Below are 24,258 nucleotides of genomic sequence, written 5' to 3' on the forward strand. Positions count from 1 at the left end.
CGGACATGCACGCACAGACGTACGAGACGACCACGCTTCCGTGGGCGCTGCGCACCGATCACCTCGTCGGGTCGATGATCGACTCGTCGACCTCGCTGCTCGCCGCGCAGAAGCACGACATCGTGCGCTTCGCCATGGGATCGCCCGCCGCCGAGGCGGTTCCGCACGCGGCGATGGCGGAGATCGCGGGCCGGGTCCTGACCGCAGATGCCTTCGACTACGGTGCGACAGAGGGTGATCCGGCTCTGATCGAGCAGCTGGTGGCCTTCTGCGACGCCTTCGGTGAACCGACGTCTCCCGATCGGTTGGTCATCACGTCGGGTGGCATGCAGGGGCTCGATCTCGCGTGCACGCTGTTCGTCGACCCCGGCGATCTGGTGATCGTCGAGAGCCCGACGTACACGAACGGCACCGCGACCGTGCTCAGCTACGGTGGCGACATCCTCGAGGCGCCGATGGATTCCGGCGGGCTGATCGTCGAGGCGCTTCCCGAGTCGGTCGCCCGCGCGGGCCGACTGCCCACGATGATCTACACCATCCCGACGTTCCAGAATCCGTCCGGGACGACCATGTCGCTGCCGCGCCGACTGGCGCTCCTGGAACTCGCCCGCGAGTGGGGCGCCGTGGTGCTCGACGACGACCCCTACGGCCACCTCCGCTTCCAGGGAGATCCGGTTCCGAGCCTGCGAGCGCTCGCTCCCGACGACCCGCTCGTGTTCTCCGTACGCACGTTCTCGAAGCTCATCGCCCCCGGTCTGCGCGTCGGGTGGGTGGACGCGGACCCCGCCGCTCGCCGGTTGATCATCAACGCGAAGCAGGCGATGGACACGTGCACCAACGTGCCGAACCAGCGGATCGTGGCCGAGTTCCTGCGACAGGGACTGCTCACCGAGCACCTGGCGTCCCTCGCGGACATCTACCTGCCCCGCAAGATCGCGATGCAGACGAGCCTGGAGCGGCACCTCGGTGGGAGGGTGCGCACCACCGATCCCGAGGGCGGTTTCTTCCTGTGGGTCACGCTGGTGGGTGACGACGCCGCTGTGGACACGCGGCGGCTGTTCGAGATCGCACTCGCGCACGGTGTCGCCTTCATCCCGGGTCCGGCGCTGTCCGCGAACGGCCTCTTCGGCGATGCGATGCGACTGTGCTTCGCGTCCTCGACGCCCGAGCGCATCGACGTCGGGGTGCAGCGGTTGGCGGGTGCGCTGGACGCGGCCCGAGCCGAACTGTGACGGCGGCCGACCTCCAGCAGGATCGCGCGTCGACCGACGTCGCGACGGTCGAGCGGATCACGAGAGCGCTGATCGACGCCGGTCCCGACGAGTCCGCCGTGGTGGCCGAGATCTGCCGCATCGCAGAGAGTCTCGGTCTGCAGACCGTCGTCACCGACGCGTCGCCGGGGCGGCCGAACGTCGAGGTGGTCCTTCCCGGCGAGCCCGGCCCGGGCCTGCTGTTCCTCGGGCACTCGGACGTGGTGCCCGCCGGGGAGGGCTGGAGCGGGAACCCGTTCCGCTCGCGGGTGCACGACGGTCGGATCGTGGGACGCGGCGCCTGCGACATGAAAGGTGGTCTCGCCGCGGTACTCGCCGCGATGGGGTCACTGGCCCGGCGCGGTGTGGTCCCGGCGCGCACCGTGACACTCGCCTGCGTGGTGGACGAGGAGGACAGGGGCCTGGGCATCCGGGCATGGGTGTCCGACCGTACCGACCAGACCGGCCGGCCTCCGGCCTTCACGGTCGATGGCGGCCGGCCTCCGGCCTTCACGGGATGCGTCGTGGCGGAACCCACGGCCGGCACCGTGATCGTCGGGTGCCGCGGAGCGGCGAACATCGTGCTCACCGTCACCGGTCGGAGCGCGCATGCCGGCCGGCCCGAGAACGGTCGCAGTGCCGTGGTCGCGGCGGCCCGCCTCGTGGGCGAGATCGACGGGCTGCACGCGGAACTGGCCACCGTGCCGCACCCGGTGCTCGGCGCCGCGTCGTGGAACGTCGGCCGGATCGACGGTGGGACCGGACCGTCGATCGTCGCGGGCCGCTGCCGGCTGGAGATCGATCGTCGCCTGCTGCCGGACGACGACGTGGACGCCGTCGTCGCGGACCTGCTCCGCCGGGCCGGCCTCGTCACGGATCTGGACGTCGACGCGTACGTCGAGATGGAGATGCCGGGATTCCTCACCGACGAGTCGAGCCCGCTCGTCGAGTCGGCGCTGGCGGCGCTGCGATCCACGGGTGCGCCGGACCCGTCGACCGCGGTGTGGACGGCGTCCTGCGACGGGGGGTTCGTCGCCCGTGACCTCGGAGTGCCCACCATCGTGCTGGGTCCCGGTGATCTCGAGGCGCAGGCCCATCAGCCCGACGAGTCCGTGGACCTGCTCGAGGTCGCTCGCCTCTCCCGGGCCTACGCTCGACTGATGACGGAGCAGCGACCGTGAGCCCCTCCCGCACGAACGGCGAAGCGAGGCCGATCATCACCGTCCTGCACGACGGACTCCTTCCCGACCGGGTGCAGGAACTCGACACCTCGTTCAAGGTGCGGCATGCCACCGCCGACACGTTCGGCGATGCGGTCGACGGCGCGCAGGCGGTCCTGCTGTGGGACTTCTTCTCGTCGGCGCTCCGGGACCAGTGGTCGCGCTGCTCCGCACTCGAATGGGTGCACGTCGCCGCAGCAGGGGTGGACAAGCTGTTGTTCGACGACCTCGCGGCGTCCGACGTCGTGGTGACCAACGCGCGCGGGGTGTTCGACGTGCCGATCGCCGAGTTCGTGCTCGCGTCCGTGCTCGCTCTGGCGAAGGACGTGCGCGGCACCGTCGAACTCGGCCGACAGGCGCGATGGTTGCGCCGGGAGACCGAGAACATCGCGGGGCGTCGAGCTCTGGTGATCGGCACGGGCAGTATCGGCCGGGCCACGGCGCGCATGTTGCGTGCCGTCGGTATGGACGTCGCCGGGGTCGGACGGACGGCTCGCACGGGTGATGCGGATTTCGGAACCGTGCACGCCAGTTCGGATCTCGCGTCGGTGGTACCCGGCGCCGACTACCTCGTTCTCATCGCACCGCTGACACCGTCGACACGGGGCATGGTCGGCCGCGACGTGCTCGCGGCGGCCGATCCCGGGGTGCGCGTGATCAACGTGGGTCGTGGCGAACTGCTCGACACCGACGCGCTGGTCGACGCTCTGCGCAGCGGCCACGTCGGGGGAGCTGCCCTCGACGTGTTCGACACCGAGCCGCTGCCACCCGAGCACGTGCTGTGGACCCTCGACCACGTGCTGCTGACCGCACACATGAGCGGTGACACCGTGGGGTGGCGCGACCGGCTCTACTCCGGTTTCGCCGAGAATGCCGAACTATTCGCGGCCGGCCGACCGCTGCGCAACGTCGTCGACAAGTCCCTCGGGTTCGTCGCCGGGTGACCCGGTGACCGCGGGCGTCCGGTCGTATCCCTTGCGGTCGTAGATCGCGATCACCAGAGCGCCGAGGACCAGGCCGATGACGAGCCCGAGCAGCGTCATGCCGAGTCCGTGGGCGAGACCGGAGTTCCAGCGTGAGTCGAAGTAGAGGATCGAGCGCACGGCGAGATACACCTGATGCATCGGTTCGAATTGCGCGAGCCACCCGAAGAGCGCAGGTGACGCCTGGATCGGGATGGTGGCGCCGGCGGACGGCAGGCCCAGGATCACGAAGACGACGAGGTTGAGGATCAGCCCCGGAGTGCCGAAGATCGACAGCACCGACACCGCGGTGATCCCGACGGCCGAGATCGCCAGCACTCCGAAGAGCCACAGGCCCAGCGCGTTCGGGATCGGCATGCCCAGTGCGGTGGCGATCGCGACGTAGAGACCGGACACCACGAACCCGGTCACCACCATCGTGAGCCATTTCGCGGCGAGCACGCGCAGGCGACTGTCGGTGGATCGGCGACGCTGCAGGAAGGTGGGGCCGAACTCGAGCGGCACGAAGCCGAGTGCGCTGTCGACGAGAGCGCTGGCGATCATCGCGCCGGTGAAGCCGGCGAGCACGAGCAGCAGGGCGTAGTAGAAGGCGGACAGCCCGAGCCCCGTGCCGTCCGGAAGTGGGTCGTAGGGAGTGACGACGATGTCGACCGGCGCAGCCAGTGTGAGGGCCGCGGCCCCGGAGAGGGTGGCGCCCGCGGGCAGTGCCTCGGTCGCTTGCGTCGTGAGTCGTTCTCCCAGAGTGCCGTTCGCGGAGTCGAGCGCCGTGTCGCCGATGGTGGTCATGAGGGAGGAACCGAGTGTGCCGGCACGCGGATTGGTCATGATCGTCACGATGGGTCGCTCGATGTCGCCCGCCACGACGGAGGCCTGCGTCAGGATCGACACTCGTTTGGTGAAGTCGCTCGGCACGACGATCGCGCCGTAGACGTCGCCGTTCGCGAGGAGGTTCTGCGCCTCCGCGATACCGACCTGCTTCAGATCGATCTTCTCCGCGTCGATGCCGTCCGCGATGCCCTGGCCGATCTGCTGCCCCAGGTTCGCCTGCTCACCGTTCGGCAGCACGTCGCCCTCGTCGCTGACCACCAGTGCCACCGGGAAGTGGCGGAAGTTCTCCTTGGGGTCGAGGATGCCGCCGAGGTACAGCGCCGCGAGCAGCGACATGACGATGGAGACCGCGACGACCGGCAGCACCCAGGTGGTGGGGCGCCGGAATGCGGGCGCAGCGGCTTCGGGGGACATGGCGGGCCTTCCGTCGGCAGGTTCTCGGTGACCGATACACATCTGTATCGTCTCGTTCGATACGATAGTGCATCATGGCGGCGACTTCAGGCAACGTGACCGCGAGAACAGGCAGGACCGCCACTCGCAGCAGAGCACAGACTCGCGAGCGAGTGCTGGACGGCGCCCTCGAGGTGTTCGTCGAACGGGGTTTCGGGCGATCGACCCCGGAACAGATCTGCGAGCGAGCGGGATTCACTCGCGGAGCGTTCTACTCGAACTTCTCGTCGATGGACGAGGTCTTTCTCGAACTGTGGACGCGACAGGCGTCGGGACTGATCACGCGGGTACGCGGAGTGGTCGACGCCCTGGAGTACGACGCGTCCGACGGGCGGTCCTTCGAGGAGATCGTCGTGGCAGCGCTGAGCGGACTGGTCGGCGACGTGTCGTGGCACGTACTCATGGCGGAGTTCGGCGCCCACGCGGCGCGGAACCCGGGGCTGGCGGCCGTGGTGACCGGGCACCGGGCCGCGCTCCGTGACGCCCTGCGTCCCATGATCGTTCACGGTCTTGCGACCCACGGGCGCGAGGTGGCGGTGGACGACGACACCCTCGGTCGGGGTGTCGTCGCCGCCTACGAAGGAGCGATGGCCCAGGCGATGATCGAGCCGGCCAACCCGGTACCCGCGCGACTCGCCCTCGAGCTCGTGGCCGCGGTCATATGGTCGTTCTCGCGCGAGCGCTGACTCCGCACATGGTCGTTCTCGCGCGAGCGCTGACTCAGAACGCCCGCTCGTACTGCGGAGGTGTGGCCGGGGTGATGTCCGCGCCGAGCTCGCGTGCCGCACGACGGGCCCAGTAGGGGTCGCGCAGCAGTTCGCGCGCCAGGAACACGGCCACGGCCTCGCCGGACCCGATGATGTCCTCGGCCTGCTTGGGCTCGGTGATCAGTCCGACAGCGGCCGCGGGGATGCGCGTCTCGCTCTGGATGCGCCGGGCGAACGGCACCTGGTAGCCGGGTTCGACGGGGATGGACGCCTTCGCGACGTTGCCACCCGTGGAGACGTCGACGAGATCGACACCATGATCCTCGAGCTGCTGGGTGAGCAGGACGGTCTGGTCGGGCGTCCAGGCCTCGGAGTCGAAGCCACGCTCCTCGCCGGTCCAGTCGGTCGCGGACACGCGCACGAAGACGGGCTTGTCGGCCGGCCACACCTCGCGGATCGCGTCGACCACGCGCAGGGTCAGGCGGATGCGACCCTCGAAGCTGCCGCCGTACTCGTCGGTCCGGTGGTTGCTGGCCGGGGACAGGAACTGGTGCAGCAGATAACCGTGCGCCGCGTGCACCTCGGCCACGTCGAAGCCGGCGGCCAGAGCGCGTACCGCGGCGGAGCGGAAGTCGTCGACGACCTTGTCGATGTCCGCGGTCGTCATCTCGCGCGGAGCCGGGTAGTGGCCGAACTCGACAGCGCTGGGTCCGACCGTCTCCCAGGCGAGGGAGTCGTCCGCCGCCAGCGGCTTTCCGCCACGCCACGGTGCGTCGGTGGACGCCTTGCGACCGGCGTGGGCCAACTGGATCGCGGGCACACTGCCGTGCTGCCGGATCTCGGTGACCACCTCGGCCAACGCGTTCGCCTGCTGGTCGTTCCAGATGCCGAGGTCCCACGGCGTGATGCGGCCCTCCGGGCTCACCGACGCCGCCTCGGTCATCACCAGGCCGACGCCGCCGACGGCACGCGAGACGAGGTGAGTCCGGTGCCACGGTGTGACCGCGCCCGTCGAGGGTCCCTCCGCGTCCGCCGAGTACTGGCACATCGGCGACATCCACACCCGGTTGGGGAAGGTGACCTCACGCAGGGTCAGGGGCTCGAACAGCAGGCTCACAGCCATCTCCTCGTCTCGTCCTACACGCGCACCGTCCACGACGACAGCGCTCAGGATGAACGAACAATCGGGCCGGGCGATCATTCCCGTCGGCCGGATCGTCCCGGGTGCGCTCGGGCGTACGGGCTGGTGGGAGCGTGACCTACCCTGGACGGCGTGACTGCCACCACCAGCGCCGAGGTGTCCACCCCCGATGCTCTCGAAGCGGACGTGCACGCCGCTGCTGCCCGCGCCCGGGTCGCCGCGCGCGCGCTCGCTCTGCTGACGACCGCGCGCAAGGACGACGCGCTGCACGCCGCGGCGGACGCCGTCCTGGCCTCCGCCGACGCGATCCTCGCCGCCAACAGCGAGGACCTCGCACTCGCCGAGGCGTCCGGCACCCCGCCCTCGCAGCTCGACCGACTGCGGCTGACCCCCGACCGCATCGACGGCATCGCCGCCGGACTGCGCCAGGTGGCGTCTCTGCCGGATCCCGTGGGGGAGCTCCTCGAGGGTCGGACCCTGCCCAACGGACTCGAGATCCGGCAGCTCGCGGTGCCGCTCGGCGTCGTCGGCATGATCTACGAAGCCCGGCCCAACGTCACGGTCGACGCGTTCGGGCTCACTCTCAAGTCGGGCAACGCCGTCCTCCTGCGGGGGTCGTCCTCCGCCGCGCGATCGAACACCGCGTTGGTGGGCGTTCTGCGGGCGGCCCTGTCGGCGCTGGACCTTCCCGTCGACGCCGTCCAACTCCTGTCCAGCGAGGATCGCGCGACGGTCACGCACCTCATCCGGGCTCGCGGACTCGTCGACGTCGTCATCCCGCGCGGTGGGGCCGGCCTCATCTCGGCGGTGGTGCGCGACGCGACGGTGCCCACCATCGAGACCGGTGTCGGCAACTGCCACGTCTACGTGCACGCGTCCGCGGACCTCGACATGGCCGAGCGCATCCTGCTCAATGCGAAGACACGTCGAGTGAGCGTGTGCAACGCCGCGGAGACGGTGCTGATCGACGCCGCCGTGGCCGACGTGGCGGTGCCGCGTCTGGTGCAGGCGTTGTCGGACAACGGCGTACGTGTCCACGGCGATCTTCCCGGTCTCGTTCCGGCCACCGAGAACGACTGGGCCGACGAGTACCTGTCCGACGACATCGCCCTCGCCGTCGTCGACGACCTGGATGCCGCCGTCGCGCACATCGACAGGTACGGCACGGGACACACCGAGGCGATCGTGGCATCGGATCTCGCTGCCACCCGGGCGTTCTCGGCTCGGGTGGACGCAGCGGCCGTCATGGTCAACGCCTCCACCGCGTTCACGGACGGTGAGCAGTTCGGCTTCGGAGCCGAGATCGGCATCTCCACCCAGAAGCTCCACGCCCGCGGCCCGATGGGGCTGCGGGAACTCACCTCGACCAAGTGGATCGCGCAGGGCGACGGGCACATTCGTCCGGCCTGACCCGCCTCCACCACCTCTCTGGAACAACCGAAAGGCCCGGCGTGACGCAGACGTACTCCGACATCGTTCCGTTCTTCTCCGACGTCGACGACGTGGCGACCCGCCTCGCCGCCACGGGGTACCTCGCCGACAAGGCGACCGCCACGGCGGTGTTCCTCGCCGATCGTCTGGGCAAGCCGCTGCTCATCGAGGGCCCGGCAGGTGTCGGCAAGACGGAGCTGGCTCGCGCCGTCTCGCAGGCCGCGGGAGCCGAACTGGTCCGCCTGCAGTGCTACGAGGGCGTCGACGAGGCGCGGGCACTGTACGAGTGGAACCACGCGAAGCAGATCCTGCGCATCCAGTCGAGTTCCGGCGCGGGGTGGGACGAGACACGCCACGACGTGTTCTCCGATGAGTTCCTGCTGTCGCGGCCCCTGCTCACGGCGATCCGTCGATCGGATCCCACCGTGCTGCTGATCGACGAGACCGACAAGGCGGACATCGAGATCGAGGGCCTGCTTCTCGAGGTGCTCAGCGACTTCGCGATCACCGTGCCGGAGCTCGGCACCATCTCGGCGACCAGGCGGCCGTTCACGGTGCTGACCTCCAACGCGACACGCGAGTTGTCGGAGGCGCTGAAGCGTCGCTGCCTGTTCCTGCATCTCGACTTCCCGGACGCCGACCTGGAGCGGCGCATCCTGGCCAGCCGGGTCCCGGAGCTGCCGGAGGCGATGGCCGAGCAGATGGTGCGCATCGTGCAGGTGCTGCGGGACATGCAGTTGCAGAAGCTGCCGTCGGTCGCCGAGACCATCGACTGGGGCCGCACCCTGTTGGCTCTGGGCATGGACGAGGTGAGCGACGCGGCCGTGCGGTCGACGCTCGGCGTCATTCTCAAGCACCGCTCCGATCAGGACCGCGCCGTCGCCGAACTCCGACTCGGCTGACCCGTGACCGGGACGGTGGACATCTCCGGCATCCCCGCACACCTGGTGGGGTTCGTGGAGGCGCTGCGTCGCCGCGGTATCGACGTCGGCCCGTCGGAGACGGTCGACGCGGGCGCGGTGCTGGCCGTTCTCGACATCCTCGATCGGGAGGTGGTGCGGGAGGGTCTCGCGTGCGCGCTGGTGCGCCGACCCGGCCATCGACCCGCGTTCGACGCGCTCTTCGATCTGTGGTTCCCGGCCGCGATCGGTGCGCGGACCGCCGACGAGGAGAACACGGTCGGCCCGCCTCTCGCCGAGGACGGCACCGTCGATCTCGATGCTCTGAAACACGTGCTGGCGGAGCTGCTCGCGGACGGTTCCGCGGAGGCAATGGCGCAGGTCGAGCGCCTGGTGGGCGACATCGTCGAGACCTACGGCAAGTACAGCTCCAGCCGCGGCGAGTCGTTCTCGGAGTACCAGACGCTGCGCACGGTGGAGCCGTCGACGCTGCTGGCGAAGATTCTCGACGGACTGATCGGCCGCTCCAGCGGTCCCGGTGCACCCACGACCGGCGAGTTCGAGTCCGAACTGGCCCGTCGGACGGCCGCGGTCCGCATCGCGGAGTTCCGGTCGATGATCGAGAAGGAGACCCGTCGCCGCACCGCCGAGGTGCTGGGCAAGGAACGGGTGGCGTCCTACGGCGTCCCGCGCCTGGCCGAGGACGTCGACTTCCTCCGCGCGTCCGAGTCGGAACTGGCGGCCCTCCGCAAGAACGTCGCTCCGTTGGCGCGGCTCCTGGCGAGCCGACTGGCGGCCCGTCGACGGCGGTCGCGAGCGGGGTCGATCGACCTGCGGCGCACCCTGCGCAAGTCCTTGTCGACGGGCGGCGTCCCCATCGACCTGGTCAACCGCAAGCCCCGTACCGCGCGGCCCGAACTGGTGATCTTCTGCGACGTCTCGGGATCTGTCGCCGGCTTCAGCCAGTTCACCCTGCTGCTCGTGCACACGTTGCGCGAACAGTTTTCCCGAGTGCGTGTCTTCGCGTTCATCGACACCGCCGACGAGGTGACCCGGTTCTTCGACGCCTCGGCCGGACGCGCGTCGCTCGCCGAGTCGATGTCGCGCATGATCGCGGAGTCGGAGCTGATCACCTACGACGGCCATTCCGACTACGGCCACTCCTTCGAGACCTTCACCGCGCATCACCTCGATGCCATCGGTCCTCGGGCGTCGTTGTTGATCCTGGGCGATGCCCGCACCAACTACCGCGATCCGCGCACCGAGTCCCTCGCCCGCATGGTCACCGTCGCCCGGCACGCGCACTGGCTCAACCCCGAGCCGAAGGCGCAGTGGGGGACCGGTGACTCGGCCGCCGACGTCTATCGGCGGGTGATCTCGATGCACGAGTGCCGGTCGGCGGCGCAACTGGCCGAGGTCGTGTCGCGGCTCCTTCCCACGGGATCCTGACGTCTCTCGGTTCGGCCGAATCCTCTGTTCGGGGCAGGTCCACGTAGAGTCGTCACTCGTGCAGGAACCGACGACGCCGCCCGAGGGCCGACGCCCGCGACGTCTCGGCGTCATGGGTGGCACGTTCGACCCCATTCACCACGGGCACCTCGTGGCCGCCAGTGAGGTCGCCGACCGGTTCCAGCTCGACGAGGTCGTCTTCGTTCCCACCGGCCAGCCCTGGCAGAAGCAGGACCGGACGGTGAGCCCGGCGGAGGACCGCTACCTCATGACGGTGGTCGCCACCGCGTCCAACCCTCGCTTCTCCGTCAGCCGCGTCGACCTCGACCGTGCGAAGCCGACGTACACCGTCGACACGCTTCGCGATCTCGCCGACCAGCATCCCGGTGACCAGCTGTTCTTCATCACCGGGGCCGATGCTCTCAGCAGCATCATCGGGTGGCAGAACTGGCAGGAACTGTTCGAGCTGGCCCGCTTCGTCGGCGTGTCCCGCCCCGGTTACGAACTGGGTGCCGACCATCTGGCCGAGTACCTCGATCGGTTGCCGAAGGACGTCCTGACCCTCGTGGAGATCCCGGCTCTGGCCATCTCGTCCACGGAATGTCGACGGCGTGCCGCCGAGAACCGTCCCGTCTGGTACCTCGTGCCGGACGGCGTCGTCCAGTACATCTCGAAGCGGGACCTGTACCGCCCCGCCGGGGAGGAGCGTCACGACGGCATCGCGACCGTCTCCGAGCCCGCACCCCAGCACACCGGCACTTCCGCCACCACCGCATCAGCCCTACCAGGAGAGAACACCACGTGAGCGCTACACCCGAGGCCATCAGGGTCGCCAGCATCGCCGCACTCGCGGCGGACGAGAAGCTCGCCGCCGACGTCATGGCCCTCGACGTCTCCGACCAGCTGGTCATCACCGACTGCTTCGTCATCGCGTCGGCACCCAACGAGCGCCAGGTCAACGCCATCGTCGAGAACATCGAGGAGAAGCTCCGCGAGGCGGGCAGCCAGCCCGTTCGTCGTGAGGGCACCCGCGAGGGCCGATGGGCACTGCTCGACTACGTCGACGTCGTCGTCCACGTGCTCCACAACGACGAGCGTCACTTCTACGCCCTCGAGCGTCTGTGGAAGGACTGCCCGGTCCTCGAGATCGAGGGTCTCGGAGCCACGGACACCTCGACGCAGTACGGCACCGACGATCACGGTGTCGACGACGCCCTCGACCACGGTGTCGATCGCGTCACCGAACCGGACGAGTGACGTCCGTTCGTCGGTTGGTGCTGCTCCGGCACGGTCAGACCGAGTACAACGCGGCCTCGCGCATGCAGGGTCATCTCGACACCGACCTGACCGAGCTGGGTCGCACACAGGCCGAGGTCGCCGCTCGAGCGTTGGCATTGCTGCAGCCACACCGCATCGTCTCGTCCGATCTGCGACGGGCACACGACACGGCGACCGCGCTGTCGACGGCCACGGGTGTTCCCGTCGAGCTCGACGAGCGGCTCCGGGAGACGCACCTCGGTGACTGGCAGGGGCTGACGCACCTCGACGTCGACGACGTCTCACCCGGCGTCCGCGAATCGTGGCGCGCCGACGCCGAGTTCCGTCCGCCGGGCGGCGAGTCGCGCGTGGACGTCGCCGAGCGCTCGATGCCGCTGATCCAGGAGCTGCTGAAGGACCCGGAGTGGACCACGGCGCCCGTCGTCGTGGTCGCCCACGGTGGAACCATCGCCGCGCTCACGGCCGCACTGCTCGATCTGCCGGTCGACCGGTGGCCGGTGCTCGGGGGACTGGGCAACGCCAGCTGGGTGCAGGTCGCCGGACACGGAACGGACGACGTCTCCTGGCGCCTGGACGTGTGGAATGCGACGGCCGCCGTGGCGGGTGACGTTCTCTGATGTCCGAGGCGGATCGCCCGGTCCTGCTCGTCCTCGCGGACTCGCTCGCGTACTACGGTCCCGAGGGCGGACTGCCGGCCGACCATCCCCGCATCTGGCCCACGCTCGTCGCGCGCGAACTGGGCTGGGACGTCGAGCTCGTCGGCCGCATCGGCTGGACCTGCCGCGACGCCTGGTGGGCACTCACCCAGGATCCCCGTGTGTGGGCGTCGATACCGCGTGCCGGGGCGGTGGTCCTCGCGACCGGCGGGATGGACTCGTTGCCGTCACCTCTGCCGACGGCCCTGCGGGAGCAGATCCGCTACGTCCGACCGCCCATCCTGCGGCGCGGTGTGCGCGCCGCCTACGGGTGGCTGCAGCCGCGGCTCTCACACCTGGGCCGTCCGGTGGCACTGCCGCCGCATCTGAGTGTCGACTACCTCGAGCAGATCCGCGCCGCCCTCGCGGCAGTGCGTCCGGAGATACCCGTCATCGCGACGCTCCCGTCGGTGCATCGATGCGACGCCTACGGACGAGTGCACACCGGCCGCGAACCAGCGGTGCGCGCGACCACGGCGTGGGCGGTGGGACACGATCTCCCGCTCGTCGACCTCAAGGCGGCCGTCGAGGAGAACATCGTGTCCGGGAACGCGAATCCCGATGGTATTCACTGGGGTTGGGACGCACACGTGCGCGTGGCCGAGTCCGTCGTCGCTGCCGTGCGCGCCTCCGCCCGCATCTGATCCACAGGGTCGTGGCCGTCCACAGGTGTGCCCGGCGGCGGCTGGTCTCGTCCTGGCCCGGGCCTACCGTCGCGGGCATGGCACCCGAGATCGCTGCTCACGAGCCGGCCGACCCCGACGGCGGCCGGTCCGACGCGGTGCATCGCCGCGCGGGTCTCGTCGGCTCGCGCTTCCGGATCGATCCGGGGTCCCGCGGCGTCCGTGCCCTCGCCGTGGCCGCCGTCCTTCTCGTGGGCGCCGTGGGGGCAGTGGTGATGCGAGATTCTCCGCAGGTCACCGCGGTGCCGCCGCTTCCCCCTCTGATCACCGAGTCCGAGACGCCGACGACGTCGGCACCGGAATCCGCGGGAGTCGTGGTCAGCGTGCTCGGCGCTGTGATGCGCCCGGGACTCGTCACCGTTCCCGCCGAGTCCCGTATCGCCGATGTCGTCGCGGCCGCGGGTGGGCGCCGGGACGACGCGGACCTCTTCGGGCTCAATTGGGCGGCGAAGGTGTCGGACGGTGAACAGGTGGTGGTGGGGTCGACGACGGGGTCGGTACCGCTCGCTCCGGCACCCGTGTCCGTGGCCGGTGAGGGGTCGTCCGATGCCGGCGGGAAGGCCCCGGGTCTGGTGTCGCTGAACGAGGCGACGGAGGCGGAGCTCGATGCCCTGCCCGGTGTCGGTCCGGTGACCGCGAGCGCGATCGTGCAATGGCGCACCGAGAACGGCGGCTTCACGTCCGTCGATCAGCTGTCCGAGGTGAGCGGCGTCGGCCCCGCTCGGCTCGAGAAGCTGACGCCCCTGGTCACGGTGTGACCGACGCACCGGCCGTGGATCTGCGGCTCGTCCCGAGTGCGGTGGGGGCGTGGGCTGCGACCGTGGTGGCAGTCGGCCCGGGGTGGCGGCCCGCGGCGGCTCTGGCCGCGGTGTGCGTGCTCGTGGCGGTCGTCGGCTGGTGGTGCCGGCGTCGGCACGGTTGGGGATCGCTGGTGATGCTCGTCGTCGTGGCGGCCTGCTGCGTCACCGCGGCGTTCGCGGCGATGTCGTCCCTGCGGATGCACGAGGTGACGACGGGCCCGGTCCGCGAGGGCGCGCTGCGCGGTGCGTACGCGACGGTCGAGGGCGTCGTCACGGACGATCCACGTCCGATCACGGGCTCGTTCGCGGATCAGGTGCTCGTGCCGATACGAGCGAGCCGAGTGACGCTGCGCGGCACCGTCGTCGATGGGTCGGCCCGGATCACCGTGTTCGCGCCCCCGGATCCGTGGCGGGCACTGGAACCGGGTGTCTCGGTGACGTTCCGGGCGCGGCTCGCGGCTCCCGATCGTGTGGGCGCGGTGGATGCCGTCGCACGTGCCACGGGGCCACCCGAGGTGGGGAGCGCGCCGGCCCTGCTCCGGTGGTCGGGCGTGGTGCGACGTGCTCTCGCGGAGGCCGCTGCCATCGCTCTGCCACGTGAGGAGGCGGGGCTGCTCCCGGGGATGGTGGTGGGGGACAGGTCGGGACTCGACGTCTCCGTCCAGGACTCGTTCACGGCGGCCGGAATGTCCCACTTGACCGCTGTGTCGGGTGCGAACTTCACCTTCGTCGTCGGGTGTGTCGTCCTCGGCGCTCGGCTGCTCTCGGCCGGCCCTCGGACCACCGCGGCGTTCGCGGGAATCGTCCTCGTCGCGTTCGTCGTGGTGGCGAGACCGTCACCCAGCGTCCTGCGTGCGGCGGTCATGGGTGTGCTGGGTCTGCTGGCGGTGATGACCGGCCGCCGTCGCCATGTGATGCCGGCCCTGTGCACCGCGGTGCTGGTGCTGCTGGCCGTCGATCCGGGGCTGGCGGTGTCGTGGGGGTTCGCGCTGTCGGTGACCGCGACGGTCGCTCTCGTGTTGCTCGCCCCGATGCTGACGGCGATGGTGAGCCGCGCCGACGCACCGCCCGGTCACCGACGTCCGGTGCTCGACGCCGTGGCCGTGGCGCTGGCGGCGCACCTGGTGACCGCACCGCTGGTCGCCGCCATGGCTGGAACGTTCTCCGTCTACTCGGTGGCGGCGAACGTGCTCGCCGCACCCGTCGTCGGGCCGGTCACCGTGATCGGCGCGCTGGCGGCCGTGGTGGCCGTCGTGAGCGTGGAGGCCGGGGCTGTCGTCGCCGGGGTGGCGTGGGTGCCGCTGCGGTGGTTGCTGGCCGTGGCCGCGTACACGGCGGACGCTCCCGGTGCGACGGTGCTCACTCCGACCGGGCCGCGGGGCGCCGCCGTCGTCGGGGGATGTGTCCTCGTCGCGGCGGGCGCGGCGGTGCTGGTCCGGCGTCGGTGGCTGTCGGCCCACCGTGGCACCATCGACCGGTGAGTTCGACAGCGAGCAGCACCCGTCCCGAGCCCCTGCACCTCGTCCTGGGCGACGAGGAGCTCCTCGTCGAGCGTGCGGTGTCGTCCATCGTGGCCGCGATGCGCGCGGCAACGGTGGGGGCCGGGGCAGAGGTGCCGGTCGACCGTCTGCGGGCGGGGGACACGACGGTCGCCGAGCTCGCGGAACTGCTCAGCCCCTCCCTCTTCGCCGAGGATCGCGTGGTCGTCTTCGAGGCGGCCGCGGAGGCCGGTAAGGACGCGATGACGCTGGTTCTCGACGCCGCGGCGACGCCGGTGGACGGTGTGGTCCTGGTCGTTCTGCACTCCGGTGGAGGCCGGGCCAAGGCCATGGTGGGGGCGCTGCAGAAGTCCGGTGCCGTGGTCCACGAGTGCGCGAAGCTGTCCAAGGCGTCAGAGCGCGTCGACTTCGTGCGGGCCGAGTTCCGCTCCCACTCGGAGACACGCGTCGCTCCCGATGCCATCGCCGCGCTCGTCGACGCGGTGGGGTCCGATCTCCGCGAACTGGCCGCCGCGTGCTCGCAACTGGTGTCGGACACGGCGGGGAAGGTCGATGTCGCGGCGGTCCGCCGCTATTACTCGGGCCGTGCGGAGGTCACGGGCTTCGACATCGCCGACAAGGCCGTGTCGGGTGACCGTGCCGGCGCCCTCGAGGCACTGCGGTGGGCGATGTTGGGCGGCACACCGCACGTGCTGCTCGCGGACGCACTGGCCGAGGCCGTCCACACGGTGGCGCGGGTCGGTTCGGCGGGCCGCGGCGATCCGTTCCGGATGGCGTCCGAACTGGGGATGCCGCCGTGGAAGATCAAGAAGGCGCAGGCGCAGGCCCGCATGTGGGATCCGCAGCGCATCGCCGAGGCACTGCAGGTGGTGGCCGCGCTCAACGCGGACGTCAAGGGCCAGGCCGCCGATGCGGACTACGCGGTGGAACGCGCCGTGAACGTGGTGGCGGGGCTGAGTTCGCGCTGACAGCGCCGCCCGGGCACACGACTACGCCCCGGGCATCGTACTCGCCCGGGGCGTAGTGCTGACAAGCTACTGCACTGGAACTCTCGAGAAGAACTGCACAGGGACTCTCGAGAGGAGCCGCGAGGGCTCGGGAGAGATCAGAGCTTGTTGAAGGCCAGCGACAGTGCCGACTTCTTGTTGGCAGCCTGGTTCTTGTGGATGACGCCCTTGCTGGCTGCCTTGTCGAGCTTGCGGCTCGCAGTCAGCAGGATCTCCTCGGCCTTGGCCTTGTCGCCGGCTTCGGTCGCCTCACGGAAGGAGCGAATCACGGTGCGGAGCGACGACTTCACCGACTGGTTGCGCAGGCGCTGACGCTCGTTGGTAGCGATTCGCTTCACCTGGGACTTGATGTTGGCCACGCGTAGTTATCCTTCGTCTCTTCTCGGTCCGGGACGGCTGACTCCGGGGAACACTCTCGAGCCGTACGTGCAGTGCTCGTGAAAGCTGGTGACGGTGGGTGCGCACGAGCGTGCCCACGTCCGACGTACGAGACTACCAGCGTCGGTCCGGTAACCCAATTCGGTGATCTCGCTGCAGGGAGTCGGTGTGCACGTGACTCGTGAGGTTGCATGGAATTAACGTGTCCACCGTGCTCCAGGGGTACCTGTGAGGCAGCATGGCGACCATGAGTCCCCGATCAAGCGCTGCACCACAGGCGAAGAAGAGCCGTTCGCAGTCGCAGTCCTCGTCCGGGCCGAGCGTCTTCGACGGTTACCGGGACATCGGGAAGTACGGACTGGCGTTCGACGAGATGTTCGACGGCGACGGCGGGCTGCGTGGACCGTACAAGGGAATCCACAAGGCGCTCGCGCCGTCGGACGCCGCGGAACTGGACGCCCGCTCGGACGCCCTCGGCCGCGCCTTCGTCGATCAGGGCATCACGTTCGCGCTCGAGGGGCAGGAGCGTCCGTTCCCTCTCGACCAGGTGCCCCGGGTCATCGCGGCGTCCGAGTGGAACAAGCTCGAGCGCGGGATCAAGCAGCGGGTCAAGGCACTCGAGTTCTTCCTGGCGGACATCTACGGGGAGCAGGAGATCCTGCGTGACGGCGTGGTCCCGAAATCTTTGGTGACGTCGTGCGAACACTTCCACCGCGAGGCGTTCGGCATCGTGCCGCCCAATGGTGTGCGCATCCACGTCGCCGGTATCGACCTGATCCGGGACGCCGAGGGCACGTTCCGTGTCCTCGAGGACAACCTGCGCTCGCCGTCGGGGGTCTCGTACGTGATGGAGAACCGCCGCACCATGGCGCGCGTGTTCCCCGACCTGTTCGCCAGCCACCGGGTGCGTGCGGTCGGTGACTACGCCACGCACCTGCTGCGCGCCCTGCGTGCCGCTGCCGCGATCAACGAGGCGGACCCCACCGTCGTCGTCCTCACACCCGGCGTCGCGAACTCTGCGTACTTCGAGCACTCCCTCCTCGCCCGGCTGATGGGCGTCGAGCTGGTCGAGGGCCGCGACCTCTTCTGCCGCGACAACGTCGTCTACATGCGCACCACCGAGGGCGAGCGCCAGGTCGACGTGATCTACCGCCGCATCGACGACGACTACCTCGACCCCATGCAGTTCCGACCCGACTCCGTTCTCGGTGTGGCCGGACTGGTCAACGCCGCACGTGCCGGCAACGTCGTCATCTCCAGCGCCATCGGCAACGGTGTCGGCGACGACAAGCTCACCTACACGTACGTGCCGACCATCATCGAGTACTACCTCGGCGAGAAGCCGCTCCTGGCCAATGTCGACACGTACCGGTGCTGGCTGCCGGACGAGTGCGAGGAGGTGCTCGACCGTGTCGACGAACTGGTGATCAAGCCCGTCGAGGGCTCCGGCGGATACGGCATCGTGTTCGGTCCGGACGCGTCGCCCAAGGAACTGGCCACGATCAGCAAGAAGATCCGGGCCGATCCGCGCGGATGGATCGCGCAGCCGGTGGTGCAGCTGTCGACGGTGCCCACCAAGATCGGTGACCAGCTCGCACCGCGGCACGTCGATCTGCGGCCCTTCGCCGTGAACGACGGCGACGACGTGTGGGTGCTGCCCGGCGGTCTGACCCGTGTGGCGCTGCCCGAAGGCTCCCTGGTGGTCAACTCGAGCCAGGGCGGCGGCAGCAAGGACACGTGGGTGCTGGCCGGCCGCGCCACCAAGGAGGACGAGCGTGAGCTCGGCGGGGCGGAGATCGTGTCCGAACCCCCGTCGTCACCCACCGCGGAGCAGGGCCCCGAGCTCAACAGCCAGCAGATTCAACAGCAGCAGCAACAGCTGACCCACTCCCCGAAGGACGGTGCCCGCTGATGTTGGCTCGTAACGCCGAATCGCTGTACTGGATCGGCCGCTACGTCGAACGCGCCGACGACACCGCGCGCATCCTCGACGTCACGGTGCACCAGCTGCTCGAGGACGCGACCGTCGATCCCGACCACACCTCCCGAGTGTTGCTGCGGGTGTTGGGGTTCGAGCTCCCCGACGAGCGCCTGGACGTGTGGTCGTTGACGGAACTCGTCGCGTTCTCCCGCGAGGGCAACGGCTCCATCGTCGACTCGTTGTCGAGCGCCCGCGAGAACGCTCGCGGCGCACGCGAGGTCACCTCGAGCGAGATGTGGGAATGTCTCAACACGACGTACAACGCACTGGGTGAACGCATTCGAGCGTCGAAGCGTCTGGGCCCCCACGAGTTCCTGGGGTTCATCGAGGAGCGCGCCGCGATGTTCGCCGGGCTCGCCGACTCGACGCTCAGCCGCGACGACGGCTACCGGTTCCTGCTGCTCGGTCGCTCCGTGGAACGCATCGACATGACCGTCCGCCTGCTGCTCGCCCGTGCCGGCGACCGACCGTCGTCGCCGGCGTGGGTCACGGTGCTGCGGTCGGCCGGTGCACACGACACGTATCTGCGTACCTACCGTGGCGCTCTCGACGCTCAACGCGTCCTGGAGTTCATGCTCCTCGACCGGCTGTTCCCGCGCTCGGTGTTCTACGCACTGAGCGAGGCCGAACACTCGCTCGACAGCCTCGACCATCACCCCGACATGCGCGTCGGATCCCGTGCCGAGGCGCAGCGACTTCTCGGCCGCGCTCGCAGTGAACTCGAGTTCCTGCAGCCGGGTGTTCTGCTGGAGGACCTGCAGGACCGTCTGATGTCGTTGCAGGAGACCTGCCGCGAGGTGGGTGAGGCGATCTCCAAGCAGTACTTCCACGCAGCGCCCTGGGTCGCCTGGACGGACGCCGGAAGCCGAACGGACGAAGCACAATTGGAGGGTGAACTGTGAGCTGGCGGATGCGCGTCGTGCACACCACGGGGTACAACTACGACGCACCGGTCACGTCTTCGTACAACGAGGCGCGACTGACGCCGCGGAGCGACACCCGGCAGAACGTCATTCTGAACCGCGTCGAGACCGATCCGGCGACGAGGTCGTACCGGTACACCGACTACTGGGGCACCGCGGTCACGGCGTTCGATCTGCACGCTCCGCACACGTCCCTCGAGGTGGCCGGGTCCTCCGTCGTCGAGACGGACGCGTTCGTCCCGCCGGACGAGACCCTCGACTGGGAGGACCTGGCCGCAGACCCCGTGGTGGACAGGTTCAACGAGCTGCTCGGCCACAGCACCTACGTCCCTCGGAACCGTCAGCTGACGTCCGTCGCGAAGAAGTTGGCGAAGGATCTGGGGCCGTACGACGCTGTGGTGGCCGTCTGCGACTGGGTGAACCAGGAGATGTCCTACGTTCCCGGCACCACCGGGGTGCACACGTCCGCGGTGGAGGCGTGGGCCGAGAAGAAGGGCGTCTGCCAGGACTACGCACACCTCACGCTGGTGTTGCTCCGCAGTATCGGCATTCCTGCCCGCTACGTCTCGGGCTACCTGCACCCGAATGCCGAAGCGGTGGTCGGTGATTCGGTCGAGGGTCAGTCACACGCGTGGATCGAGGCGTGGACCGGATCGTGGTGGGGCTACGACCCGACCAACGGTGTGCCGGTGAACGAACAGCACGTCTCGGTGGGAATCGGACGCGACTACGCCGACGTGCCACCCCTCAAGGGAATCTTCTCCGGTGGCGGGTCCACGGAACTGGACGTCGTCGTGGAGATCACCCGGCTGGCCTGACGCCGGATCCGCCCAACAGCGAGCGCGTCAGTCTCTGACGCTCGTCCACGCAGGCGGTGAGCACCGCGGCGACGTCGTCGTCGGTGATCACCGTCGTGTGCCCGTCGGCGCCATGGTCGTCGCGTTCGATCGCGGCCACCACGGTGCGGCGCACGAGTTCTCGGACGTACGAGGCGGTTCCACCCTCGGTCGCCTCCACCAGCGGTGTGAGATCGGCTGCCACGTTCACCGCCGACAGGTAGAGCCGTGCCAACCGTTCGCGACCGCGGGTGTCGGGCAACGGGATCTCGACCGCGAGGTCGATACGGCCGGGCCTGTCCCGGACCGCTCGCTCGATGGAGTCCGGTCTGTTGGTGGTCAGGACGAACGTGACGTCCGCGTCGCCGTCCATGCCGTCCATCGCGTCGAGCAAGGCGAACAGGAGCGAGTTCACACCCGTTTCCTCGCGCTCCCGGGCGATGAGATCGACGTCCTCGACCACCACGACCGACGGGCTCAGGTGGCGTGCAAGGGTGGTGGCCTCGGCGATGTGGCGCATCGCGGACCCGGTCAGCACGATCACCGTGCTGTCCGGCACGAGTCCGAGCAGGTGGCGGACCGTGTGGGTCTTGCCGGTTCCGGGTGGGCCGTACAGGAGTATGCCGCGACCCACGTGTTGGCCCGCTTCACGTAGTCGTGCTGCCGAGGACCCGACGGTGACGAGATGGCGAGTCATCGCCTCGAGGGTGCCGTCGGGCAGGATCAAGTCCTCGCCCGCGACGGTGGGCCTCGCCATGAACCTCACGAGGCCGTTGCCCCGTCCACCGCCCCCTCCCAGGGCCAGGACCTGCCCGCGCATGACGTCGTGGTCGGTCATGAGCGAGAGGAGGGCGTCCAGCGTGCTCGCACCGGCGTCTCGATCGCCGGACAGCACCTCGATCTGGAGTGGGGCCTGGTGGGCCGGGTCGGGAATGTGGAGCGCGACCGCCACGGGAATACCGCCGGGAGAGTGGGTGTCGAGCAACCCGAACACCGGGACGGACATCGTCGACGTGGGACCGACGTCCACCGACCGGTACTCGACCGGTGCGCCGCGACAACTGCCACCGCGACGGCAGGAACTCAGCATGGCGACGAGATCGTCGTGGTACCGCTCGTGGCCACGAACCGACGACCACCGTTGTGCCGCAGATGAAGTCGACTCCTCCGGGCGGTCATCGGCATAGGCCTCGACGGCGAGGACGAGGGTCGCGGCCTGATAGGCGGGGAGTGAGCGGCGATGCGAGATCACCGCATCCGGAGGCGCCGCCAGGTGCGAGAAGATGTGCAGCGCAGGCTCGTCGAGCGGACCGGTGTCGAGTGTCCGGGCGCGATGGGAGAGATGGGACAGGGCTCCGCTGACGATGTCGAGGGAGTCCGGGGAAAGCGTGAGGGTCACAGTGAACGCACTACCAGTGCGGATGGTTCGAAGGAATGTGACGCAGGATGTGGCGCCCGTGAGAAAGGGGAAGAGGGGGGCGGAGAATCACATCCGCACGGTCACGGTAGCACCGCGGCATGGATGTGCGCCAGAGCCGGCCGCGGTTCCGGCCCTCGCGGCGTCCGGGCGTTGGTGATTCACTGGAGACCATGTCGGCCACCGGATGGTTCCTCGTCGCCCTGATCGTTCTCGTCGCCGCCGTTCTCGCGTTCCGACTTCTCGGACGCGCCGCATCCGGCAGGCCCACGACCTCCGGCGAGGTCGGAACGGTCGGGTTGGACGACGGTGCTCGCGCCGAGATTCATCGACTGCTGGCCGCCGACAAGAAGATTCAGGCGATCAAGGTCTATCGGGAACGAACTGGCGCCGGACTGCGCGACGCGAAGGTGGCGGTCGAGTCCCTCGAACGCGGTGAGTCCCTCACGCCGGGCCCGGTGCAGTGGGACGACCTCGTTCCACGCCTCACGGCACTGAAGAACGAGGGACAGGCGATCGCCGCGATCAAGTTGCTCCGCGAGCGGACCGGGTTGTCGCTGCTCGAGGCCAAGAACGCCGTCGATCGACTGTGATCCGAGTTCAGTGCCAGGAGAAGTCGGAGCGCAGGCGCTGTGCCACCAGGTCGAAACGATCACGGGGGAGGACGGCTCCCTCTCGTCGGATCCCGCCCTCGGGAACGTCGAGCACGCGGTCGAGACGGACCCAACTCGGGCGTCCCTGCGCGTCCCACGGCCCGCCGCCGAGGCCGAGCCAGTCACGGTCGCCGTCGTGCTTGCTCTGACTCGAGAGCATGAGGCCGAGCAGAGTGGAACCGTCGCGGCCGACCACGAGCACCGGTCGATCCTTGCCCTGCGACGGATCCTCCTCGTAGGCCACCCACGTCCACACGACCTCGCCCGGGTCCGCGGCGCCGTCCAGCGCGGGGGAGTACTCGATGCGCCGTGCGCGCATGGCGGTGGGAACCGAGGTCGACGTCACGGGCCGTCCCGACGGTGCTCCGGTGGGTGACGTGTCACCGGCACCGGACGCGCCGATGCGTGAACCCAACGACTGCGTCACCTTGTCGAGGGCGCCGGACCGCTGCAGCTGCCGGAACAGGCGCGGGCCTTCCGCCACTGCGAGTCGTCCCAGTTTCTTGCCGATCGACGCCAGAGTTGCCATGCCGACCAGGCTACCGAGACCCGAGGACGTAGCTCACCACCGTGAGTGAGGTTCGGCTACCCTAAGTCCGATTTCGGGAGATTCCCGATGTGAAAGAGGGTTGTCGTGAGGCGTGGAAGTGTCGGACGTGTGGGTTACCGCACGGTGGTGGCCGTCGGACTGAGTGTCCTGGCGCTGGTGTCGGCGTGCTCGTCCGACACCGAGAGCGGATCGACCGAGGGGTCGGTGACCGTGACTCACGCCTACGGCGAGACCGTCGTGCCGGCCGATCCGCAGCGTGTGGTCTCGGTCGGACTGACCGAGCAGGACACCCTGCTGGCTCTCGGCGTCGTTCCCGTCGGTGTCACGGAGTGGTACGGAGAGCAGCCGGACGCGACGTGGCCCTGGGCTCACGATCTGCTGGGTGACGCCCGGCCCGAGGTGCTCACCCAGGACGACGGCATCCAGTTCGAGAAGGTCACCGCCCTCGAACCCGACCTCATCATCGGCACCAACGCCGGTATGACGCAGGACGACTACACCCGGTTGAGCGACATCGCCCCGACCATCGCCCACAGCGACGTCGATTCCCCCTACTTCGAGCCGTGGGATCAGCAGACCCGCACCATCGGAGCCGCGCTCGGCAAGCCCGACGAGGCGGAGGCGCTCGTCGAGAACGTCCGCACCCGGTACCGAGAGGCCGCCGAGGCCCACCCCGAGTTCGCGGGGAAGAAGGCCGTCCTCCTGCAGAACGCGATCTACGACGGCAACGCCATCGCCTATCAGGACGGTCTGAGCACCGACTTCCTCACCTCGCTCGGGTTCGAGATCCCGTCCGAGCTCGACGCCTTCGTCCAGGAGGAGGACGCCCAGGCGTACATCCCGTTGGAGAACCTCTCCGTGCTCGACACCGCCGACGTGCTGCTCTGGGCCACCGAGTCCCCGGAGGACCGCGCGACCCTCGAGGCCGACCCGGTGTACTCGTCGTTGCAGGAGGTGCGGGAGAACAGGCTCGTCTTCACCGACGCGATCACGGCCGGCGCCATCTACTTCACCTCGCCGCTGAGCCTGCCGTACCTGCTCGACTCGCTCGTACCGGCATTCGAGAGCACCCTCGCGGGTGCCGGAGCGGCCACCACCACGGCCCCCGCCTGACCCCTCCGGCCTGCCCGCCCCACCTGCACGACCGGCCTCCGGCCTGCCCGCCCCACCTGCACGACCGGCCTCCGGCCTGCCCGC

At 69.4% G+C, this 24,258-nt stretch carries 24 protein-coding genes; 19 read left to right on the forward strand and 5 right to left on the reverse strand.

Translation table 11 applies throughout. The annotated features are described in order from the left end of the window. The first annotated feature begins 5 nt into the window (after positions 1-5). Genes OG947_RS18265 through OG947_RS18275 form a run of 3 tightly spaced genes read left to right on the forward strand, consistent with a single transcriptional unit; the run spans position 6 to position 3,414 of the window. Positions 6-1,232 (forward strand): aminotransferase-like domain-containing protein, encoded by a 1,227-nt coding sequence (locus tag OG947_RS18265; RefSeq protein ID WP_328814060.1) that lies wholly within the window; start codon positions 6-8, stop codon positions 1,230-1,232. Continuing rightward, positions 1,229-2,431 (forward strand): M20 family metallopeptidase, encoded by a 1,203-nt coding sequence (locus tag OG947_RS18270; protein WP_328812578.1) that lies wholly within the window; start codon positions 1,229-1,231, stop codon positions 2,429-2,431. The genes OG947_RS18265 and OG947_RS18270 overlap by 4 nt, the downstream gene beginning before the upstream one ends. Continuing rightward, positions 2,428-3,414, forward strand: a complete 987-nt coding sequence (locus OG947_RS18275) for a D-2-hydroxyacid dehydrogenase (protein WP_328812579.1) — start codon at positions 2,428-2,430, stop codon at positions 3,412-3,414. The genes OG947_RS18270 and OG947_RS18275 overlap by 4 nt, the downstream gene beginning before the upstream one ends. On the opposite strand, the gene OG947_RS18280 is transcribed toward OG947_RS18275, so the two are convergent. After that, positions 3,349-4,695 carry a YhgE/Pip domain-containing protein gene (locus tag OG947_RS18280; protein ID WP_328812580.1) on the reverse strand — a complete coding sequence of 449 codons (1,347 nt, stop codon included), beginning with the start codon at positions 4,693-4,695 and terminating at the stop codon, positions 3,349-3,351. The genes OG947_RS18275 and OG947_RS18280 overlap by 66 nt on opposite strands. A 74-nt stretch (positions 4,696-4,769) precedes the next feature. Here OG947_RS18280 and OG947_RS18285 point away from each other — a divergent pair, with 74 nt between their 5' ends. Further along, positions 4,770-5,420, forward strand: coding sequence for a TetR/AcrR family transcriptional regulator (locus OG947_RS18285; RefSeq protein ID WP_082544536.1), 651 nt, complete (start codon positions 4,770-4,772; stop codon positions 5,418-5,420). A gap of 34 nt (positions 5,421-5,454) precedes the next feature. Here the strand turns inward: OG947_RS18285 and OG947_RS18290 are convergent, their stop codons facing one another. After that, positions 5,455-6,558 carry an NADH:flavin oxidoreductase/NADH oxidase gene (locus OG947_RS18290; protein WP_328812581.1) on the reverse strand — a complete coding sequence of 368 codons (1,104 nt, stop codon included), beginning with the start codon at positions 6,556-6,558 and terminating at the stop codon, positions 5,455-5,457. 156 nt (positions 6,559-6,714) lie between these two features. Here OG947_RS18290 and OG947_RS18295 point away from each other — a divergent pair, with 156 nt between their 5' ends. From OG947_RS18295 to holA, 10 genes are all read left to right on the forward strand, one after another. Further along, entirely contained in the window at positions 6,715-7,992 is a 1,278-nt protein-coding gene (locus tag OG947_RS18295) for a glutamate-5-semialdehyde dehydrogenase (protein ID WP_328812582.1), read from the forward strand. Positions 7,993-8,033: 41 nt separating this feature from the next. Next, positions 8,034-8,915, forward strand: a complete 882-nt coding sequence (locus tag OG947_RS18300; RefSeq protein WP_328812583.1) for an AAA family ATPase — start codon at positions 8,034-8,036, stop codon at positions 8,913-8,915. A gap of 3 nt (positions 8,916-8,918) precedes the next feature. Further along, a complete protein-coding gene (locus OG947_RS18305; protein WP_328809552.1) occupies positions 8,919-10,361 on the forward strand; it encodes a vWA domain-containing protein in 1,443 nt (480 codons plus the stop codon). Between the two features lie 58 nt (positions 10,362-10,419). After that, the gene (gene nadD / locus OG947_RS18310; protein WP_268788579.1) at positions 10,420-11,166 is read left to right on the forward strand and encodes a nicotinate-nucleotide adenylyltransferase; all 747 of its coding nucleotides are present in this window, start codon (positions 10,420-10,422) and stop codon (positions 11,164-11,166) included. After that, on the forward strand, positions 11,163-11,618 hold the full coding sequence (gene rsfS / locus OG947_RS18315) for a ribosome silencing factor (protein WP_051613344.1): 456 nt from the start codon (positions 11,163-11,165) through the stop codon (positions 11,616-11,618). Before nadD ends, rsfS begins: the two co-directional genes overlap by 4 nt. Next, entirely contained in the window at positions 11,615-12,256 is a 642-nt protein-coding gene (locus OG947_RS18320; protein ID WP_056445828.1) for a histidine phosphatase family protein, read from the forward strand. Before rsfS ends, OG947_RS18320 begins: the two co-directional genes overlap by 4 nt. Then, the gene (octT, locus tag OG947_RS18325; protein WP_222630366.1) at positions 12,256-12,978 is read left to right on the forward strand and encodes a diglucosylglycerate octanoyltransferase; all 723 of its coding nucleotides are present in this window, start codon (positions 12,256-12,258) and stop codon (positions 12,976-12,978) included. Before OG947_RS18320 ends, octT begins: the two co-directional genes overlap by 1 nt. Before the next feature lie 77 nt (positions 12,979-13,055). After that, on the forward strand, positions 13,056-13,775 hold the full coding sequence (locus tag OG947_RS18330) for a ComEA family DNA-binding protein (protein ID WP_328812584.1): 720 nt from the start codon (positions 13,056-13,058) through the stop codon (positions 13,773-13,775). Next, positions 13,772-15,298, forward strand: a complete 1,527-nt coding sequence (locus OG947_RS18335; protein ID WP_328812585.1) for a ComEC/Rec2 family competence protein — start codon at positions 13,772-13,774, stop codon at positions 15,296-15,298. Before OG947_RS18330 ends, OG947_RS18335 begins: the two co-directional genes overlap by 4 nt. Further along, positions 15,295-16,284 carry a DNA polymerase III subunit delta gene (gene holA / locus OG947_RS18340; protein ID WP_027505699.1) on the forward strand — a complete coding sequence of 330 codons (990 nt, stop codon included), beginning with the start codon at positions 15,295-15,297 and terminating at the stop codon, positions 16,282-16,284. Before OG947_RS18335 ends, holA begins: the two co-directional genes overlap by 4 nt. Positions 16,285-16,421: 137 nt before the next feature. Here the strand turns inward: holA and rpsT are convergent, their stop codons facing one another. Beyond that, positions 16,422-16,682 carry a 30S ribosomal protein S20 gene (gene rpsT, locus OG947_RS18345; protein ID WP_027505700.1) on the reverse strand — a complete coding sequence of 87 codons (261 nt, stop codon included), beginning with the start codon at positions 16,680-16,682 and terminating at the stop codon, positions 16,422-16,424. Positions 16,683-16,948: 266 nt separating this feature from the next. On the opposite strand from rpsT, the gene OG947_RS18350 reads away from it, so the two are divergent. Genes OG947_RS18350 through OG947_RS18360 form a run of 3 tightly spaced genes read left to right on the forward strand, consistent with a single transcriptional unit; the run spans position 16,949 to position 20,423 of the window. Further along, a complete protein-coding gene (locus OG947_RS18350; RefSeq protein WP_197027785.1) occupies positions 16,949-18,613 on the forward strand; it encodes a circularly permuted type 2 ATP-grasp protein in 1,665 nt (554 codons plus the stop codon). Further along, positions 18,613-19,584, forward strand: coding sequence for an alpha-E domain-containing protein (locus tag OG947_RS18355; RefSeq protein WP_027505702.1), 972 nt, complete (start codon positions 18,613-18,615; stop codon positions 19,582-19,584). The genes OG947_RS18350 and OG947_RS18355 overlap by 1 nt, the downstream gene beginning before the upstream one ends. Positions 19,585-19,592: 8 nt before the next feature. After that, complete coding sequence (locus tag OG947_RS18360; RefSeq protein WP_082544533.1) at positions 19,593-20,423, forward strand: transglutaminase family protein; 831 nt, start codon at positions 19,593-19,595, stop codon at positions 20,421-20,423. Here the strand turns inward: OG947_RS18360 and OG947_RS18365 are convergent. Beyond that, positions 20,407-21,840, reverse strand: coding sequence for an ATP-binding protein (locus OG947_RS18365; RefSeq protein WP_328812586.1), 1,434 nt, complete (start codon positions 21,838-21,840; stop codon positions 20,407-20,409). The two genes, OG947_RS18360 and OG947_RS18365, sit on opposite strands and share 17 nt — an antisense overlap. 191 nt (positions 21,841-22,031) lie before the next feature. Between OG947_RS18365 and OG947_RS18370 the strand changes: the two genes are divergently transcribed. Beyond that, on the forward strand, positions 22,032-22,451 hold the full coding sequence (locus tag OG947_RS18370; protein ID WP_222647215.1) for a hypothetical protein: 420 nt from the start codon (positions 22,032-22,034) through the stop codon (positions 22,449-22,451). A 7-nt stretch (positions 22,452-22,458) separates the two neighbouring features. On the opposite strand, the gene OG947_RS18375 is transcribed toward OG947_RS18370, so the two are convergent. Next, positions 22,459-23,040, reverse strand: a complete 582-nt coding sequence (locus OG947_RS18375) for a type II toxin-antitoxin system PemK/MazF family toxin (protein ID WP_222638425.1) — start codon at positions 23,038-23,040, stop codon at positions 22,459-22,461. Positions 23,041-23,169: 129 nt separating this feature from the next. Here OG947_RS18375 and OG947_RS18380 point away from each other — a divergent pair, with 129 nt between their 5' ends. Beyond that, positions 23,170-24,174, forward strand: a complete 1,005-nt coding sequence (locus tag OG947_RS18380; RefSeq protein WP_328812587.1) for an iron-siderophore ABC transporter substrate-binding protein — start codon at positions 23,170-23,172, stop codon at positions 24,172-24,174. The last annotated feature ends 84 nt before the right edge of the window (positions 24,175-24,258 follow it).

Origin of the sequence: Rhodococcus sp. NBC_00297, assembly GCF_036173065.1 — a bacterium.
In the GTDB taxonomy this organism is placed as follows: domain Bacteria; phylum Actinomycetota; class Actinomycetes; order Mycobacteriales; family Mycobacteriaceae; genus Rhodococcoides.